At 68.3% G+C, this 16,164-nt stretch carries 17 protein-coding genes; 10 read left to right on the top strand and 7 right to left on the bottom strand.

Going from position 1 to position 16,164, the window contains the following annotated elements; all coding sequences use genetic code 11:
• Nucleotides 1-7: 7 nt before the first annotated feature.
• The 4 genes from ACFCQI_RS02385 to ACFCQI_RS02370 are packed head-to-tail and all read left to right on the top strand — an operon-like array spanning nucleotide 8 to nucleotide 3,694.
• Nucleotides 8-682 carry a TetR/AcrR family transcriptional regulator gene (locus ACFCQI_RS02385; RefSeq protein ID WP_395119780.1) on the top strand — a complete coding sequence of 225 codons (675 nt, stop codon included), beginning with the start codon at nucleotides 8-10 and terminating at the stop codon, nucleotides 680-682.
• Nucleotides 679-1,647, top strand: a complete 969-nt coding sequence (locus ACFCQI_RS02380) for an HlyD family secretion protein (protein ID WP_395119779.1) — start codon at nucleotides 679-681, stop codon at nucleotides 1,645-1,647. The genes ACFCQI_RS02385 and ACFCQI_RS02380 overlap by 4 nt, the downstream gene beginning before the upstream one ends.
• Complete coding sequence (locus tag ACFCQI_RS02375; protein ID WP_395119778.1) at nucleotides 1,644-2,588, top strand: ATP-binding cassette domain-containing protein; 945 nt, start codon at nucleotides 1,644-1,646, stop codon at nucleotides 2,586-2,588. The genes ACFCQI_RS02380 and ACFCQI_RS02375 overlap by 4 nt, the downstream gene beginning before the upstream one ends.
• A complete protein-coding gene (locus ACFCQI_RS02370; protein ID WP_395119777.1) occupies nucleotides 2,585-3,694 on the top strand; it encodes an ABC transporter permease in 1,110 nt (369 codons plus the stop codon). Before ACFCQI_RS02375 ends, ACFCQI_RS02370 begins: the two co-directional genes overlap by 4 nt.
• Nucleotides 3,695-3,721: 27 nt before the next feature.
• Here the strand turns inward: ACFCQI_RS02370 and ACFCQI_RS02365 are convergent, their stop codons facing one another.
• Complete coding sequence (locus ACFCQI_RS02365) at nucleotides 3,722-4,213, bottom strand: GNAT family N-acetyltransferase (RefSeq protein ID WP_395119776.1); 492 nt, start codon at nucleotides 4,211-4,213, stop codon at nucleotides 3,722-3,724.
• Complete coding sequence (gene miaB, locus ACFCQI_RS02360; RefSeq protein ID WP_395119775.1) at nucleotides 4,210-5,562, bottom strand: tRNA (N6-isopentenyl adenosine(37)-C2)-methylthiotransferase MiaB; 1,353 nt, start codon at nucleotides 5,560-5,562, stop codon at nucleotides 4,210-4,212. The genes ACFCQI_RS02365 and miaB overlap by 4 nt, the downstream gene beginning before the upstream one ends.
• A 244-nt stretch (nucleotides 5,563-5,806) precedes the next feature.
• On the opposite strand from miaB, the gene ACFCQI_RS02355 reads away from it, so the two are divergent.
• The gene (locus ACFCQI_RS02355; protein WP_395119774.1) at nucleotides 5,807-6,901 is read left to right on the top strand and encodes a transglycosylase SLT domain-containing protein; all 1,095 of its coding nucleotides are present in this window, start codon (nucleotides 5,807-5,809) and stop codon (nucleotides 6,899-6,901) included.
• 24 nt (nucleotides 6,902-6,925) lie between these two features.
• On the opposite strand, the gene ACFCQI_RS02350 is transcribed toward ACFCQI_RS02355, so the two are convergent.
• Entirely contained in the window at nucleotides 6,926-8,110 is a 1,185-nt protein-coding gene (locus tag ACFCQI_RS02350) for a S1C family serine protease (RefSeq protein ID WP_395119773.1), read from the bottom strand.
• A gap of 163 nt (nucleotides 8,111-8,273) precedes the next feature.
• Here ACFCQI_RS02350 and petA point away from each other — a divergent pair, with 163 nt between their 5' ends.
• The 5 genes from petA to ACFCQI_RS02325 all read left to right on the top strand — a co-directional run bounded on the left by petA (nucleotide 8,274) and on the right by ACFCQI_RS02325 (nucleotide 12,071).
• Nucleotides 8,274-8,870: a ubiquinol-cytochrome c reductase iron-sulfur subunit gene (gene petA, locus ACFCQI_RS02345; RefSeq protein ID WP_136257406.1), complete on the top strand. Its 597-nt coding sequence runs from the start codon at nucleotides 8,274-8,276 to the stop codon at nucleotides 8,868-8,870.
• A complete protein-coding gene (locus tag ACFCQI_RS02340; RefSeq protein WP_395119772.1) occupies nucleotides 8,870-10,171 on the top strand; it encodes a cytochrome bc complex cytochrome b subunit in 1,302 nt (433 codons plus the stop codon). The genes petA and ACFCQI_RS02340 overlap by 1 nt, the downstream gene beginning before the upstream one ends.
• Nucleotides 10,164-10,931: a cytochrome c1 gene (locus ACFCQI_RS02335; RefSeq protein WP_395119771.1), complete on the top strand. Its 768-nt coding sequence runs from the start codon at nucleotides 10,164-10,166 to the stop codon at nucleotides 10,929-10,931. Before ACFCQI_RS02340 ends, ACFCQI_RS02335 begins: the two co-directional genes overlap by 8 nt.
• A 68-nt stretch (nucleotides 10,932-10,999) precedes the next feature.
• A complete protein-coding gene (locus ACFCQI_RS02330) occupies nucleotides 11,000-11,638 on the top strand; it encodes a glutathione S-transferase N-terminal domain-containing protein (protein WP_395119770.1) in 639 nt (212 codons plus the stop codon).
• Nucleotides 11,625-12,071, top strand: coding sequence for a ClpXP protease specificity-enhancing factor (locus tag ACFCQI_RS02325; RefSeq protein WP_395119769.1), 447 nt, complete (start codon nucleotides 11,625-11,627; stop codon nucleotides 12,069-12,071). Before ACFCQI_RS02330 ends, ACFCQI_RS02325 begins: the two co-directional genes overlap by 14 nt.
• Before the next feature lie 31 nt (nucleotides 12,072-12,102).
• Here the strand turns inward: ACFCQI_RS02325 and ACFCQI_RS02320 are convergent, their stop codons facing one another.
• From ACFCQI_RS02320 to ACFCQI_RS02305, 4 genes are all read right to left on the bottom strand, one after another.
• A complete protein-coding gene (locus ACFCQI_RS02320) occupies nucleotides 12,103-12,504 on the bottom strand; it encodes a DUF3301 domain-containing protein (RefSeq protein ID WP_395119768.1) in 402 nt (133 codons plus the stop codon).
• Between the two features lie 42 nt (nucleotides 12,505-12,546).
• Complete coding sequence (gene nadC / locus ACFCQI_RS02315) at nucleotides 12,547-13,404, bottom strand: carboxylating nicotinate-nucleotide diphosphorylase (RefSeq protein ID WP_395119767.1); 858 nt, start codon at nucleotides 13,402-13,404, stop codon at nucleotides 12,547-12,549.
• Nucleotides 13,401-15,722 (bottom strand): DUF1631 domain-containing protein, encoded by a 2,322-nt coding sequence (locus ACFCQI_RS02310; RefSeq protein WP_395119766.1) that lies wholly within the window; start codon nucleotides 15,720-15,722, stop codon nucleotides 13,401-13,403. The genes nadC and ACFCQI_RS02310 overlap by 4 nt, the downstream gene beginning before the upstream one ends.
• 116 nt (nucleotides 15,723-15,838) lie before the next feature.
• A complete protein-coding gene (locus tag ACFCQI_RS02305; RefSeq protein ID WP_395121223.1) occupies nucleotides 15,839-16,114 on the bottom strand; it encodes a Trm112 family protein in 276 nt (91 codons plus the stop codon).
• Nucleotides 16,115-16,164 lie beyond the last annotated feature (50 nt).

The raw sequence follows: 16,164 nt of genomic DNA, 5'->3' as shown, positions 1-16,164 counted from the left end.
TAGGCTCATGACTATTTCAGGCAAACGCGCAAAACCGCCGCGCCGCGCCGGACGTCCCAGCGGCGACGACCAGGATCTGCGCCGGCATCTGCTGGATGCGGCGTTGGGGCAGTTCGCGCGCACAGGCATCGCCGCCACCTCGTTGCGGGCAATCGCCACCGAGGCGGGCGTCACCCCGGCGATGCTGCATTACTACTTCGGCGACAAGGCGCGGCTGCTGCATGCCGTGATCGACGAGCGCCTGCTGCCGGCGCTGGCGCCGCTGCGCGCGCAGCTGGAGCACGCCGGCGGTGACCCGGTTGCGTTGACCGAAGCATTCGTGCGCGGGATCAGCGACGTCGTGGCAAGCCATCCCTGGCTGCCGCCGCTGTGGGTGCGCGAAGTGCTGTGCGAGGGCGGTGCGCTGCGTGAGGTACTGTTCGACCGCGCCGTGCCGGGCGTGCCGCAGCTGCTGGCGCAACGCTTCGCCGCGGCGCAGGCAAATGGACGGCTGAACCCGGCGCTGGACCCACGCCTGCTGGTCGTCTCGCTGGTCGGCCTGACCCTGTTCCCTGCTGCCGGTGCGCCGATCTGGCGACGCGCATTCGATGCCGAGTCACTCGGCCCCGAGACCATGCTCCAACACACGCTGGCCTTGCTGGGGCAGGGCGTCGGCACGACGAAACGTGGAGAACCCGCATGAAGTTCACGACCGTGATCTGCCAGTCGCTGGCGGCGCTGGTGCTCGTCGTTCCCGCTGGTTGCAGCAAGCGGGTGCCGCAGGCGCTGGGTACGCTCGAGTTCGACCGCATCACGCTGCCGGCGCCGGCCGCCGAGCGCATCGTGGCGATCGACGTGCGCGAGGGCGAGCAGGTCAGGGCGGGCCAGCCGCTGCTGCAACTGGACCCCGCGCATACCCGCGCCCAGCTCGCAGCGGCCCAGGCCCAGCTGGAGCAGCAACGCGAACTCCTGGCCGAACTCCAGGCCGGGCCGCGCCGCGAGGACATCGCCAAGGCTCGCGCGAATCTGGCCGCGGTGCAGGCGCAGGCACGCGAGGCGCGGGCTTATTACGCGCGGCTGGCGTCCCTGAAAGGCAATGGTTACGTGGCCGCGGCCGATCTCGACCGCGCCCGCGCCGCGGCGGGCAACGCCGAGGGTCAGACATCGGCCGCACGCGCAGCGCTCGACGAGTTGTTGCACGGCACGCGTCCGGAGCAGCTCGCCCAGGCGCAAGCCGCGGTCGCGGCGGCGGAGGCGCAAGTGAGCGCGCAGCAGGTGCTGCTGGGCAAGCTGGCCGTCGTGGCGCCGCGCGCCGGGCGCATCGACGCTCTGCCGTACCGGCTGGGCGACCAGGCACCGGTCGGCGCGCCGCTGGCGATCCTGCTGGCCGGTGACGCGCCGTACGCGCGCATCTACGTGCCGGTGCAGCAGCGCGCAGGCATGCACGTCGGCGACGCCATCGACGTGTTCGTGGCCGACCGCGAAAAACCTTATGCCGGCAAGCTGCGCATGATCCGCAGCGAACCGGACTTCACCCCGTACTACGCACTGATCGGCGACGACGCGGCGCGGCTCAGCTATCTCGCCGAAGTCGCGCTGGGTGCGGACGCGGCGGAACTGCCCGCCGGCCTGCCGGTGCGCGTCGAGTTCCGCGGACCGGCGAAATGAATGCCGGCGCCGAAGGCGTGGCGATCCGCGCCCGCGGTTTGACCCGGCGCTTCGGCAAGCTGGTGGCGGTCGATCACGTCGACCTCGACGTGCCGGCGCGGCGCGTCTACGGCTTCCTCGGGCCGAACGGCTCGGGCAAGTCCACCACCATCCGCATGCTGTGCGGCTTGCTCACGCCAAGCGAGGGCGAGATCGAGGTGCTCGGCCTGAAGATTCCGGCGCAGGCCGACGAATTGCGTTCGCACATCGGCTACATGACACAGAAGTTCTCGCTGTTCGAGGACCTCGGCGTGCGCGAGAACCTGGAGTTCCTCGCCGCCATCCAGGGCGTGCCGAAGACGAAGACGAAACGCCGCGTCGACGAGCTGATCGAGCAATACCACTTCGGCGATCGCCAGCGGCAACTGGCCGGCACCCTCAGTGGTGGCCAGAAGCAGCGCCTGGCGCTGGCCTGTGCGGTGCTGCACGAGCCGCAATTGCTGTTCCTCGACGAGCCGACCAGCGCGGTCGACCCGGAATCGCGCCGCGATTTCTGGGAAAAACTCTTCGAGCTGGCCGATGCCGGCACCACGCTGCTGGTCTCCACCCACCTGATGGACGAGGCCGAACGCTGCCACCGGTTGGCCATCCTCGACCGCGGCGCACTGGTTGCCGACGGCACGCCGCGCGAGCTGACCGCGCAACTGGAAGGGCGCACCTTCACCGTCGAAACGGACGACCCGCGGGCCGCCCAGCGCGCGCTCGCCGGCGTGGCGGGCGTGCTCGGCGTGGCCCAGGTCGGCAACATCCTGCGCGTGCTGACCGACGCCGACGGCGCCACGCCGGACATGGACAAGGCGCTGGCGACGACGGGGCACCAGGCCGCGCTGACGGCGACGCCGCCGAATCTCGAAGACGTGTTCGTCGCCGCCACGCGCCGCGACGCGGAGCGCGCCGCATGAACGGGCGGCGGCTGTGGGCGATCGTGGTCAAGGAGCTGCGCCAGCTGCGCCGCGACCGCATCACGCTGGCGATGGTAGTGGGCATCCCGGTGATCCAGCTGGTGCTGTTCGGCTACGCGATCAACACCAACCTGCGCGGACTCGACGCGGGCATCGTCGACCAGGCGAACACCGCCGGTTCGCGCGCATTGGTGATGGACATGCTCGCCACCGGCGTGGTGGCGCCGGTGGCGCGGGCGGACACGCCGCAGGAGCTGATGGCGATGATCCGCCGCGGGCAGGTCGGCATCGGCATCGTGGTGCCGCCGGATTTCGAGCGCCGCCGCATCGACGGCCGGGCGGTGGCGCAGATCCTGGTCGACGGCAGCGATACGGCGGTGCAGGCCGCCGCCGCGCAACTGATGCAGGTGCCGATCGACAGCGCCGCACCCGACATGCGTGCGCCGGCCACCAGCACGCCGGTCGGCGGGCGGATCAGCATGGTCGCCTTCTACAACCCGCAGCGGCGCTCGGCGGTCAACATCGTGCCCGGGCTCATCGGCGTGATCCTGACCATGACGATGGTGCTGTTCACCGCCATCGCGATCGTGCGCGAACGCGAGCGCGGCAACATGGAGCTGCTGATCGCCACGCCGCTGACCAGCTCGGAGCTCATGATCGGCAAGGTGCTGCCGTACGTGGCGATCGGCCTGGTGCAGACCAGCGTGATCCTGGCGCTCGGCACGTGGCTGTTCGCGGTGCCGATCCTGGGCAGCGTGCTCGACGTGTACTTGGCGTCGGGCCTGCTGATCCTCGCCAACCTTGCATTGGGCCTGCTGATCTCGACGCGTGCGCAGTCGCAGTTCCAGGCGATGCAGATGACGTTCTTCGTGTTCCTGCCGTCGATCCTGCTGTCGGGCTTCATGTTCCCGTTCGCCGGCATGCCGAAGCTGGTGCAGTGGCTCGCGGAGGTCTTGCCGCTGACCCATTTCCTGCGCCTGATCCGTGGCGTGATGCTGCGCGGCGCGGGCTTGTGGGAGATGTGGCTCGACGTGCTGGCGCTGGCGGTGTTCACGCTGGCGATGATGGCGCTGGCGATATTGCGCTTCCGCAAGCGACTGGACTGACCCGCCGCTCCGCGTGCCGCCTCGCGCTCACAGCATGCGGTGCATCACGTACAGATCGGTGGGGCCGAGCTGGGCGTGGCGGAACGCACCGGGCACCTGGCCGACGATGCGGAAGCCGTGGCGCTGCCACAGCCGCACGGCGGTGGTATTGCTGGCGACGACGGCATTGAACTGCATGGCGCGGAAGCCGGCTCGGCGCGCCTGTTCCAGCGAGTGCTCGCACAAGGCCGACGCCACGCCCTGGCGGCGCGCTTGCGGCGCCACCATGTAGCTGCCGTTGGCCACGTGGTCACCCGGCCCCATCTGGTTGGGCGCCAGCCGGTAACAGCCCAGCGCCTGGCCGTCGCGTTCGGCCACGAAGCAGCGTGCCGGCGGCGTGGTCCACATGGAGCGGGCCTGTTCGAGGCTGATGTCGCGCGGGTAGGTATAGGTCTCGCCGCCAGCGGCGATCGCCTGGAAGAACGGCCACACGCGAGCGAACTCGTCCGCGCCGATTTCCCGGATCACCAGCTCGCTCACGACGCCAGTGCGGCCGCGTCGTCGGACGTTTTCACCCGCCCCCGCAGCGAATTGCTCATCGCATCGGTGATCACCACGTCGACGAACTGGCCGATCATGCGGGCGTCGCCGGCGAAGTTCACGTAGCGCATGTTCTCGGTGCGGCCGCTGAGTTCGTCCGGATTGCGGGTGCTGGGCTTTTCCACCAGCACGCGCTGCACGGAGCCGACCATCGCCTCGTTGATCTTCCTGGCGTTCGCGTTGATCGCGGCCTGCAGGCGCGCGAGGCGCTCGTGCTTGACCGCCATCGGCGTGTCATCGGCGAGGTTCGCCGCCGGCGTGCCGGGACGCGCGGAGAAGATGAAGGTGAAGCTCTGGTCGAAGCCGACGTCGTCGACCAGCTTCATGGTCTTCTCGAAATCCTCGTCGCTCTCGCCGGGGAAGCCGACGATGATGTCGGTGGACACGCAGATGTCCGGTCGCACCGCGCGCAGCTTGCGGATCTTCTGCTTGAACTCCAGCGCGGTGTAGCCGCGCTTCATCGCCGAAAGGATGCGGTCGGAACCGGCCTGCACCGGCAGGTGCAGGTAGTTGGCCAGCTGCGGCACGTTGGCGTAGGCCTCGATCAGCGAGTCGGAGAACTCCAGCGGATGCGAGGTGGTGAAGCGGATGCGACCGATGCCGTCGATCTGCGCGATCGCATGGATCAGCACGGCGAGGTCGGCGACGCCGCCGTCGAAGGTGGGGCCGCGGTACGCATTGACGTTCTGGCCGAGCAGGTTCACCTCGCGCACGCCCTGGGCGGCGAGCTTGGCCACTTCCACCAGCACGTCGTCGAACGGACGGCTGATCTCGGTGCCGCGGGTGTACGGCACCACGCAGTAGCTGCAGTATTTCGAGCAGCCTTCCATGATCGAGACGAAGGCGGTCGGGCCTTCGGCGCGCGGCTCGGGCAGGCAGTCGAACTTCTCGATCTCGGGGAAGCTGATGTCCACCTGCGGCTTGCCGGTGGCGCGTTGCGCCTCGATCAGCTGGGGCAGGCGGTGCAGGGTCTGCGGGCCGAACACCAGATCCACGTACGGCGCGCGCTTGACGATCGCCGCGCCTTCCTGACTTGCCACGCAGCCGCCGACGCCAATCACCACCTGGCGGCCGTCCTGCTTGTGCTGCTTCCAGCGACCAAGCTGGCTGAAGACCTTTTCCTGCGCCTTTTCGCGGATCGAGCAGGTGTTGATCAGGATCACGTCCGCCTCGGACTCGTCCTGGGTCAGCTCCAGCCCGTGCGAGGCCTTCAGCACGTCGGCCATCTTGGCCGAGTCGTACTCGTTCATCTGGCAGCCGTGGGTCTTGATGAAAAGCTTGCCGCTCATCGCGTGGGTACCGTGATTCCAGGGCGGATGCGCGATCCGCGGAACCGCGCAGTGTACTGCGCGGCCCGTGTGCCTGCCAGATCAAGCACTTGCGGCCGCCACGGAGTTTGCGGCGCCGCCTTGGCCACGGTCGTGGAATGAGACTTGCGCACTTGGCGCTGGCCGCGCGTGGCGGCACACTGCGCCCATGTCCGGTGCCGCCAGTCACGGGGGACGCGTCGATCGGCCTGTTCGCGGTTTCCCCTTGCGTTCGATCCTTGTCGGGGTCGCGCTGCTGGCTGCCTGCCTGTTGGCCACGGCGGCCCGCGCCGGCACCTTGTACCAGTGCACCGGCAGCAGCGGCGAAACCGTGTACAGCAGCGAGCGGGCGGGGTATCACGGCTGCCGCGCAATCAGCAGCTACGCCGACCCGAAGGCGACGCGCCGGGCCGCGCCGGTCGCGCGCGCATCGTTGACCGGGGTCAGCGGCCAGGTGGTCACCACGGCGCAGAGCCTTGCGGCCGATGGCGCCCGACCGGTGTCGCTGGCGCGCGTGCAAGGCGGCGCGCTGAGCACCGCACAGACACGCGAGACGGCGCGGGTAGAGCGCGAGTCGCTGGCCGCGGTGAGCAGTTCGGCGGTCAGCACGGCGAAGTTGCCGCTGGCGGCCAGGGCGGCCGGCACGCCGGGCCAGTGGCAGTATCGCGAAGCCCATGCCGACGCCGCGCCGGTCGCGCCCAAGGTGGCCGACGCCGGCGACCGCGTGCTGCGCGGGGCGGTCTATCGCATCGTGCGCGCCGACGGCAGCGTGGAATACACCAACCTGCGTCCCGCCGGCGGCAAGGGCCGCGCGGTGACCATGCTGTTCAGCTACATCTCCACCTGCGTGGCCTGCAACCTGCATTCGACGATCCGCTGGGATCGCGTGGCGCTGAACCTCGACGCGTATGCCGACACGATCCGCGCGGCCAGCATCGAGTACGGCGTCGACGAGGCGTTTCTGCGCGCGATCATCCATGCCGAGAGTGCGTTCAACCCGCGTGCGCTGTCGCTCAAGGGCGCCCAGGGGCTGATGCAGCTGATGCCCGGCACGGCCAGCGACATGGGCGTGCTCGATGCCTTCAATTCCGCCCAGAACATCCGCGGCGGCGCCCGCTACCTGAGCCTGTTGCTGCGCGATTTCGACGGCAGCGAGCGGCTGGCTGCAGCGGCCTACAACGCCGGGCCGGGGGCGGTGCAGCGCTACAAGGGCGTGCCGCCGTATGCGGAGACCCAGGTCTACGTGGAGCGGGTGGAAACCCTGCGCAAGCGTTACGGCGCGGCGATCCATCCGCCGCTGGCTTCGCGCGGGCCGGGCTGAGGCCCGCCCGCCGCGGCGACCCGCTCAGGGCTGGCTGGAGAGACTGCCGTCCATCGGCGGGCGCTGTGCCAGCGTGACCGTGACCTGGAACGGCGTGCCGTCACGCAGGCCGGAGATCTGCACCTGGCTGCCGGGCTTGAGCGTGGCCTCGCGGCGGCGCAGGTCGGCCGGGCCCATGATGTCGTCGTTGCCGATGCGCAGCAGGATGTCGCGCGGCTTGATCCCCGCCTGCGCGGCCGGACCGCCGGAGTACACCGCGATGACCTGTGCGCCGCGCGCGGCAGCGGGCAGGCCGCTGTCCGCCGCCACCGGCACGAAGGCGTAGTCGGCACCGAGCCAGCCGCGCACCACGTGGCCGGTGGTGATCAATTGATCGAGCACCTTGGTGGCGGTGGCCACCGGGATCGCGAAACCGATGCCCTCCGCGTTGGCGGCCTGACCCTTGCCGATCAGCAGGGTATTGATGCCGACCAGCTGCCCCTGCGTGTTGACCAGCGCGCCGCCGGAGTTGCCCAGGTTGATGGCCGCATCGGTCTGGATGAAGTCCTCGGCGCTGGAACTGTTCAACTGCCGCCCGATCGCGCTGACGATGCCCATCGTCACGGTCTGGTTGAGGCCGAACGGGTTGCCGATCGCCAGCACCACGTCGCCGGGGCGCAACTGGCTGGGGTCGGCCATGTGGATCACCGGCAGGTTGCTGGCGTCGATCTTGAGCACGGCCAGGTCGGTCTCGCGGTCGGAACCGACCAGCCGCGCCTTGGCGATGCGGCCGTCGTACAGCAGCACCTGGATATCGGCAGCGTTGGCGATCACGTGGTTGTTGGTCAGCACGTAGTCGTTGCCGCGGGCGCTGACGATCACGCCCGAGCCCAGCGTCTGCTCGCGATGCTGGTAGGTCGTCGGCTGGCCGCCGAACAACTGCTGCAGCACCGGGTTGTCGTACATGCGCAGCGCTTGCTCGGTGACGATCTTGTTGGCATAGATGTTCACCACCGACGGTGCCGCGGCGGCCACGGCGTCGGCGTACGATACCGGCGCCGCGCCCGCCTGCTCGTGCCGGGTCGGCGCGACCGCCGCCGGAGCGAGCCCCAGGCGCGCGCGCAGGCGCTCGCCGCTGCCGGGCCAGAACAGGCCGATCACGAAGGCCAGCGCCAGGCCAAGGATGACGAAGCGGGCAATGAACAGAAGGGTGCCGGCGGCATGTTTCATGTCGGGGAGAACGTTCCGGCGAGTCGTGGCGGGGGAGGCACCGGGCAGAGTCCGGCAGGCATCCGGTTTATTGTACGGCGCGGCCCCTGACGCTACACTAACGCGATTTTTGCGGGGCCTGAAACCCCGTCCTGGCATGACCTTGCAAGTACCGGAGAGCCTGATGGCGAACGAAGTCGTCGACCACGGCCGCCGCCGATTCCTGACCGCAACCACCGCAGTGGTGGGTGGCATCGGGGTCGTCTCGGCGGCAGTGCCCTTCATCAAGTCGTGGGAGCCCAGCGCGCGGGCCAAGGCCGCCGGCGCTCCGGTTACCCAGTCGCTCAAGAAGATCGAGAAGGGCCAGCAGCTGATCGTGGCCTGGCGCAGCCTGCCGGTCTTCATCGTCAACCGCACGCCGGCCCAGCTGGCGCAGTTGCCGAAAGAAGACCCGCTGCTGGTCGATCCCAAGTCCGAGGTCGAGCAGCAGCCCAAGTACGCGCAGAACGAGACGCGCTCGATCAAGCCCGAGTGGCTGGTGATGGTCGGCATCTGCACCCACCTGGGCTGCGTGCCGGACTTCTACGGCGAGATCAAGCCCGAGCCGTTCGACCCGAACTGGAAAGGCGGCTACTACTGCCCCTGCCACCACTCGCGCTACGACATCGCGGGCCGGGTCTACAAGAACGTGCCGGCGCCGAAGAACATGCAGGTTCCGCCGTACCACTTCGTGGACGACACCACCGTGCAGATTGGCGTTGATCCGAAGGAGGCTGGCTGATGGCCAACGTATTCAGCAACATCGGCGACTGGGTCAACGAGCGCGCCCCCGGCATGATGCCGATGTACCGCGCCCACATGACCGAGTACTACGCGCCGAAGAACTTCAACCTCTGGTACTACTTCGGTTCGCTGGCTCTGCTGGTGCTGGTCAACCAGATCGTCACCGGCATCTTCCTCACCATGAACTACACCCCGAGCGCGGCGGGAGCCTTCGACTCGGTGCAGTACATCATGCGTGACGTGGAGTGGGGCTGGCTGATCCGCTACATGCACTCCACCGGCGCCTCGCTGTTCTTCGTGGTGGTGTTCCTGCACATGTTCCGCGGCCTGATGTACGGCTCGTACAAGAAGCCGCGCGAGCTGGTCTGGCTGCTCGGCATGCTGATCTTCCTGGTGCTGATGGCCGAGGCCTTCATGGGCTACGTGCTGCCGTGGGGCAACATGTCGTTCTGGGGCGCCAAGGTGATCATCTCGCTGTTCGGCACGCTGCCCTACATCGGTTCGGGGCTGGAGCAGTGGATCATGGGCGACTTCCTGCCCGGCGATGCCACGCTCAACCGCTTCTTCGCGCTGCACGTGATCGCGCTGCCGCTGGTGCTGCTGCTGCTGGTGGTGCTGCACATCGCCGCGCTGCACGAGGTCGGCTCGAACAACCCGGACGGCGTGGAGATCAAGAAGGGTCCCAAGGGCAACCGCTGGGATGCGCTCAAGCCCGCCGACGGCATCCCGTTCCATCCGTATTACACGGTGAAGGATCTGGTGGGTGTGGGCTTCTTCCTGCTGATCGCCGCGTTCATCATCTTCTTCGCGCCGACGTTCGGCGGCTGGTTCCTGGAGCATGACAACGCGATCCCGGCCAACAACCTGCTGACTCCGCCGGAGATCAAGCCGGTGTGGTACTTCACTCCGTTCTACGCGATCGTGCGCATGATTCCGTCCTTCCTCGGCTCGGCCGTGTGGGGCGTGCTGGCGATGTTCAGCGCGATCGCGGTGCTGTTCGCGATGCCTTGGCTCGATCGCGGCAAGGTCAAGTCGATCCGTTACCGCGGCACCGGCTACAAGGTGGCGCTGACGGTCTTCGTGCTGTCGTTCTTCGGGCTCGGTGCGGTCGGTGCAGGCGTCACGGCGGAGGTCATCCCGGCGTGGTTCGGCAATGTCGACCTCACGTTCTGGGAGAACCTGTTCGGACGGCTGATGACGCTGCTGTATTTCGGTTTCTTCGTTTTCCTCTGGGCCTATACCTATTTCGGCTGGGAGACGACCAAGCCGGTTCCGGATCGGGTGACCACGCATGACTAAGCTGCCAACGACGATGAAGCATTTTCTTTCCGGTATCGCGCTGGCACTCGGCCTGTTCGTCGGCACGCTGCCGGCGCACGCAGCCGAGAGCGCCAAGGTCGAGTTGATGAAGTCCGGCGCCGACGTGCGCGACCAGGCTTCGCTGCAACGCGGCGCGCGGCTGTTCTTCAACTATTGCGTCGGCTGCCACTCGCTGAAGTACGTGCGCTATTCGCGCATGGCCGAGGACCTGGGCCTGACCGGAGACGAGGTGATGAAGAACCTCAACTTCACCGGCGCCAAGTTCCAGGAGCCGGTGGTCTCGCACATGCCGGCAGCGCTGGCCGGCACGTGGTTCGGCAAGGCTCCGCCGGATCTCTCGCTGGAAGTGGATGCCAAGGGCGCCGACTGGGTCTACACCTACCTCAACACCTTCTACCTCGACCCGAAGAGCCCGATCGGCTGGAACAACACCACCTTGCCCAATGCCGCCATGCCGTTCCCGCTGTGGGAGCTGCAGGGCATGCAGACCGCGCAGATGAAGCCGGCGAAGGATGGCGAAGCCGCGGGCGTGGAGAAGCTGGTGCTGTCGCACCCGGGCAAGATGACCCCGGCGCAGTTCCAGCAGGCCACCCGTGACCTGACCAGCTTCCTGCAATACGTCTCCGAGCCGGCGGCGCTGCAACGCCACCATTACGGTATCTGGGTGCTGCTGTTCCTGGCCCTGTTCACCTTCCTGGCGGCGCTGCTCAAGAAGGAATACTGGAAAGACGTCCACTGAGCCGCAAGGCACTGCGGACGCGGCGGCCACGGGCCGCCGCGTCTGTCTCACCGATGGGGAAATCGCGCATGGTTCAAAACCCCCGCTTGCGTAACGCATTGACGCTGTACACCACGGCCGATGACATCCAGTGCCATCGTGCCCGACTGGTGCTGGCCGCCAAGGGGGTCAGCTACGAACGGGTGCTGGTGGACCACGCCCGGCCACCGCAGGACCTGCTCGATCTCAACCCGTACGGCAGCACGCCGACCCTGATCGACCGCGACCTGACGTTGTTCGATACCGCGGTGGTGTGCGAATACATCGACGAGCGCTACCCGCACCCGCCGCTGATGCCGATCGACCCGCAATCGCGCGCGCGCCTGCGCGTGGCGGCCGTGCGGATCGAGAAGGACTGGTTGCCCGAGGTGGACAAGATCCGCGCAGGCGGCCGTCCGGCGGATGCGGCACGCAAGCGGTTGCGCGAACACCTGCTCTCCACTGTGCCGCTGTTCAAGGCCTCGCGGTTCTTCCTCAACCCCGAGATGAGCCTGGCCGATTGCCTGGTGGCGCCGGTGATCTGGCGGCTGCCCTGGCTCGGCGTGGATCTGGGCCGCGAGGGCAAGTCGATCGTCGATTACGGCGAGCGCCTGTTCCACAGCCAGGGTTTTGCACGCAGCATGACCGACGAGGAAAAGGCCATGCGGCCGGTCCATGAGCAAGCATGACGCCATCGCCATGAGCTCGAATCGCCCGTACCTGCTGCGGGCGATCTACGACTGGATTTCCGACAACAACCTGACCCCTTACGTGCTGGTCGATGCCGGCGTGGCCGGCGTGCGGGTGCCGCCACAGGTGATCCAGAACGGCCAGGTAGTGCTCAACCTGGCTACCCGCGCGGTGGCCAACCTCGACCTCGGCAACGAATGGATCAGCTTCCAGGCGCGTTTCTCCGGGGTCAGCCAGGCGATCCAGATTCCGGTGCAGGCCGTGCTGGCTCTGTATGCGCAGGAGAACGGCCAGGGCATGATGTTTCCGGCCGAAGGCGAGGGCGGCGACACTCCGCCGAACGAGCCGCCGCCGGACGGCCCCGCCCCTGCAGCCGATGAGGGGGGCGACAAGCCCAAGCGCGCGACGCCGCATCTGCGCGTGGTGAAGTAACCCGTTGCCGCCCCGTCGGGCGGCTGCCGTTTCAGGGCTGTCGATCGGCCCGCCGCGGACGCAATGCCACGACCTTCCCCGACGAGGCTGCAAATCCGTCTTCGGGCGTGCTTGCGACTGCCAGCGGCTCGACCACCGGCAGGCTCAGGCCGGTCAGCGCGTCGCCGATCATCCACAGCCGGCCCGGCTCGCGATCGTGCCCGTCGATGCTGACTTCGAAGCCGTAACCCCGCTCGACCCGGCGCAGGCCGTTGACCCGGCGCAGGCGCAGTGCACGCATGCCCACCGTCTCGTCCAGCAATTGCAGGCCGTGCAAATGGCACTGTTGTCGCGCGATCCGCACCGCGCGTTCGCGCGCCACGCTGAGCTTCAGCCACAGCCCCACGGCGGCGCCGAGCACCAGCAGCAGGACGAGGGCGGAGAAATCGGACATGCACCCAGTGTGTGGGCGCGCCGGCGCCCGCGCAAGCCAGGGTCAGAGCAATTGCAGGCGCAGCGAGAGGTCGATCGCGTGCACGTGTTTGGTCAGTGCGCCGACCGAGATGAAATCCACGCCGGTGCGGGCAAAGTCGCCGATGGTCTGCAGGTCGACGTTGCCGGAAATCTCCAGCGGCACGCGGCCGGCCGTGTGCGCCACGGCCTCGCGCATCTGCTCCAGCTCGAAGTTGTCGAGCATGATGCGGTCCACGCCGGCTTGCAGGGCCTGTTCGAGCTCGTCGAGGTTCTCCACTTCCACCTCCAGCGGCAGGTCGGGGTGCAGCCGGCGCGCAGCCGACACCGCCGCGGCGATGCCGCCGGCGGCGATGATGTGGTTCTCCTTGACCAGGATCGCGTCGTACAGGCCCATGCGCTGGTTGTGGCCGCCGCCGCAGCGCACGGCATATTTCTGCGCGACGCGCAGGCCGGGCACGGTCTTGCGGGTGTCGAGCACGCGCACGGCGGTGCCGGCTACCGCGGCGACATGGCGAGCGGTGGTAGTGGCGGTGGCCGAGAGCAGTTGCAGGAAGTTGAGTGCCGTACGCTCGGCGGTAACCAGCGAGCGGGCGTGTCCGGACAGGCTGCAGAGCAGCGTGCCGGGGGCGACCTGGTCGCCGTCGCTTACCCGCCAGTCGATCTGCACCGAAGGGTCCAGCCGCCGGAAGCAGGCGTCGAACCAGGCGCTGCCGGCAATCACGGCGGCGTCGCGGCAGGTAAGCCGGGCCTGTGCCCGCGCATCGGCAGGGAGCAGGGCGGCGGTGGCATCGCCCTGGCCGAGATCCTCGGTCAGGGCGCGTTCGACATCAGCGGCGATCTGGGCGGCAGCGGGCGGTGCGAAACGGGGCGTGGCGGTCATTCGGTGTCCGTGGGAGCGGTGCCGCTGGCGGGCGTGTCGTCGCCGGCCTGGCTGAGCTTGCCGACGATCGCGGTCATCGCGCGATCGAACAGTGCGTTGGCTGCCAGCACGCGCGCCTTGCCGTCCGCAAACAGGCCAGCCAGCTCGCGCGGGGCGTAATCGGCGACCTTCAGGCCGCGGCGGTTGACGAACAGGTAGCGGCCGCTCATCGGGCTGATCCACGACAGCTTGGCGCGTGCCGGAGCCTCGTCGTCGAGCGTGAACTCCAGCCAGTTGCCCGGTTGCAGCGCCTGCACCTGGTACCACTCCGGGCTGTCCGGCGGCACCTCGGCCAGCTCTTCCTCTTCTTCCAGGATGTCCGCGGGTGCCGTCTGGCGGTCGATGACCGGCTGGATGCTGTCCGGGATCGCCAGCATCGCGACGTCCTCCTCGGCTGCGGCGGCGACGTCCGGCGTTTCCGACGCGGTCGTTTCGCCCAGCTGCTGGCGATAGTAGGCGTGCAGCTGGCCCAGCAGGCGTTCGACGTCCTGTTCCTGGAAAGCGACGTTGGCCAGGCCCTGGCGCAGCGCTCGTTCGATACCCGGCAGCATCTGCCGCAGGGCCTGTCGGCTGGTGGTGTCGTTGGCCGGCCGGGTGCTGGCGATGAACTCGTCGATGAAGCGCAAGGCGGTCTTGAACTCGGGCGAGTCCTCGCCCTGGCGCAGCAGGGTCAGCACCAGGTGGTTGGCCCAGGCACGCGCCAGCACGCCGTGGATCAGCGGCGGCAGCTTCTGGCTGCCGATGCGCTCGAGGATCTCGCGGGCGGCGCGGCGGCGTGCCTGTTCCAGCTTCTCGCGGCCACGCGCGGATTCGGCCACGCGCTGCTCGGCCAGCTCGGAGCGCCGCTTGTTGACGTCCTGGAACTGCTGCAGGTCGGTCAACAGGCGCTCGAAGATGCCCATGTCGTCGTCGAAATCGTGCAGCAGTTGGTCGACGATCGACTTCACCTTCTCGTGCAGGCGATGGTCGCGGTCGGACTCCTCCGACCAGCTCTTGGCCTGTTCGGCCAGGCTGTCCAGCAACCGGCGTGCCGGGTGCTGGCGGTGCGAGAACATCTTGCGGTCGAGGATCGCCGCCTTGAGATAGGGAATCTGCAGCCGCGCCAGCATCACCTGCATCGCTGCGGGCAGGTTGCGGTCCTCAAGGATGAACTCGAACAGCATGCCAACCAGGTCGATCGTGTCCTCGTCCATGCTGGCCACATGGCTGGGTCGTTCGCCGCGCAGGGCACCGATCTGGGCCAGCAGCTGGGTCTTCAGCTGCAGGACTTCGCGGCTGAGCGCGCCGGCGTCGTCGGATTCGTCGTAGTTGACCGGTCCGCTGTTGCTGATCTGGCTCTGCAGCACGCTGAGTGCGCCGAGCAGTTCGTTGACCGACGGCAGCGAACCCCCGGCCGCCGCCGTGCCGCCCCCGCTGGCCATGCGGCCACCGCCGGCGTTGCCGCGGCGTGCACTGAACAGCGCGTGCAGGGTATGCAGCAGGTCGTCGGAGATCTCGGTGCCGTCGTCCATGGCAGCCGCCGCCGTGGCCGCGGCTCCCGCCGGGGTGCCGCTGCCACCCTTGGCCTGACCGCCGCGCAGCAGGCCGTGGCGCAGCTGCGGCAACACGCCGGCGCGGACCAGCTCCGTGTTGATCTCCTGGTACAGCTCCTCCAGCAGCGACAGCACGTAGCGATCGAACAGCTTGTAGATGATCAGCTTGACGCGCATGTCTGCGCTGAGTTCCTGCAGCGCTTCGCGGAACGCCTGGGACAGCGTGGCCGGCGCCACCGGGTTGCTGGTGTCCTCGATCTTGTAGCCGCCGCAGATCACCGACAGGCGCTGGTTGACCGCGAACAGGTCACGCGCCAGGCGCGCGTCGTTCTTGCTGATCATGCTGGTGATCGCCAGCGATTCTTCCAGGTCGCTTTCGGCCACGAGGGTCAGTTCGGCGGTGCCGAGCGAGGATGGCCCCGCCGGTGCGGTGGCCTTGCCCGGGTGCGCCAGATCGCCGAGCTTGCGCGCGATGGCGTTGAGGAAGTTGCGCTCGATGCCGGGGCGACGCTTGCGCACCTCGCGCATGCCGTCGAAGTAGTGCATCTGCGCCGCGTTGTTCTCGGCCTTCTCGGCGAGGTCGAACAGGGCGTCGTCGACCTGCTCGAAGGCATTGCCCACCCACTGCTGCAGGCGCTTGTTGGCGATGCTGCGCACGGCATTGAGCAACTCGCCCACGCGCTCGCTGGACGGGTCCAGGCGCTGATTCAAGTTGACTACGCGGGTTGGCTCATTGGCCTCGTTCATCGCCCTGTTCCCCTGACCTGTAGCACGCACGGCCGGACCCTGCAGGCTTGCGCAGAGGCCGACAATAAGCCAATTCGCGCACGCCTGTCATGCCCATTCCCGCCCGCCACGACGCGCTAGCCCTGGCCGGTGGGGAAATCGGCCAGTTGCAAGGTGCCGATGCCTTCCTCCGGCAGCATCACCGGAATGCCGTCCTCGATGCGGTAAATGACCTTGCGGTCGGTGGTGATCAGCGCCTCGGCCACCCGCTCGCGCACCGGCACGCCGGCCACCGTGTCGACCTTGCCCGCGGCGATGGCCTCGTTCAGCGCCTCCAGTTGCGGGCGCGTCACCGATCGCAGCGGGGTCTTGCTGACGGGGCAGCACAGGATGTCGAGCAGGCGCTTGTCCATCATCGGGGTTCGGGTGTGTCGGGCCGGGAAAGCCCGTACAATAACGGTTT

Origin of the sequence: Rhodanobacter sp. FW102-FHT14D06 (assembly GCF_043950705.1) — a bacterium.
Lineage (GTDB): Bacteria > Pseudomonadota > Gammaproteobacteria > Xanthomonadales > Rhodanobacteraceae > Rhodanobacter.
This window is presented reverse-complemented; position numbering and strand designations above follow the sequence as displayed.

Excerpts from the sequence above, each read along its gene's own strand:
- ACFCQI_RS02385 (WP_395119780.1), top strand. The coding sequence starts at position 8 with ATGACTATTTCAGGCAAACGCGCAAAACCGCCGCGCCGCGCCGGACGT.
- ACFCQI_RS02380 (WP_395119779.1), top strand. The coding sequence starts at position 679 with ATGAAGTTCACGACCGTGATCTGCCAGTCGCTGGCGGCGCTGGTGCTC.
- ACFCQI_RS02375 (WP_395119778.1), top strand. The coding sequence starts at position 1,644 with ATGAATGCCGGCGCCGAAGGCGTGGCGATCCGCGCCCGCGGTTTGACC.
- ACFCQI_RS02370 (WP_395119777.1), top strand. The coding sequence starts at position 2,585 with ATGAACGGGCGGCGGCTGTGGGCGATCGTGGTCAAGGAGCTGCGCCAG.
- miaB (WP_395119775.1), bottom strand. The coding sequence starts at position 5,562 with ATGAGCGGCAAGCTTTTCATCAAGACCCACGGCTGCCAGATGAACGAG.
- ACFCQI_RS02350 (WP_395119773.1), bottom strand. The coding sequence starts at position 8,110 with ATGAAACATGCCGCCGGCACCCTTCTGTTCATTGCCCGCTTCGTCATC.
- petA (WP_136257406.1), top strand. The coding sequence starts at position 8,274 with ATGGCGAACGAAGTCGTCGACCACGGCCGCCGCCGATTCCTGACCGCA.
- ACFCQI_RS02340 (WP_395119772.1), top strand. The coding sequence starts at position 8,870 with ATGGCCAACGTATTCAGCAACATCGGCGACTGGGTCAACGAGCGCGCC.
- ACFCQI_RS02335 (WP_395119771.1), top strand. The coding sequence starts at position 10,164 with ATGACTAAGCTGCCAACGACGATGAAGCATTTTCTTTCCGGTATCGCG.
- ACFCQI_RS02330 (WP_395119770.1), top strand. The coding sequence starts at position 11,000 with ATGGTTCAAAACCCCCGCTTGCGTAACGCATTGACGCTGTACACCACG.
- ACFCQI_RS02325 (WP_395119769.1), top strand. The coding sequence starts at position 11,625 with ATGAGCAAGCATGACGCCATCGCCATGAGCTCGAATCGCCCGTACCTG.
- ACFCQI_RS02320 (WP_395119768.1), bottom strand. The coding sequence starts at position 12,504 with ATGTCCGATTTCTCCGCCCTCGTCCTGCTGCTGGTGCTCGGCGCCGCC.
- nadC (WP_395119767.1), bottom strand. The coding sequence starts at position 13,404 with ATGACCGCCACGCCCCGTTTCGCACCGCCCGCTGCCGCCCAGATCGCC.
- ACFCQI_RS02310 (WP_395119766.1), bottom strand. The coding sequence starts at position 15,722 with ATGAACGAGGCCAATGAGCCAACCCGCGTAGTCAACTTGAATCAGCGC.
- ACFCQI_RS02305 (WP_395121223.1), bottom strand. The coding sequence starts at position 16,114 with ATGGACAAGCGCCTGCTCGACATCCTGTGCTGCCCCGTCAGCAAGACC.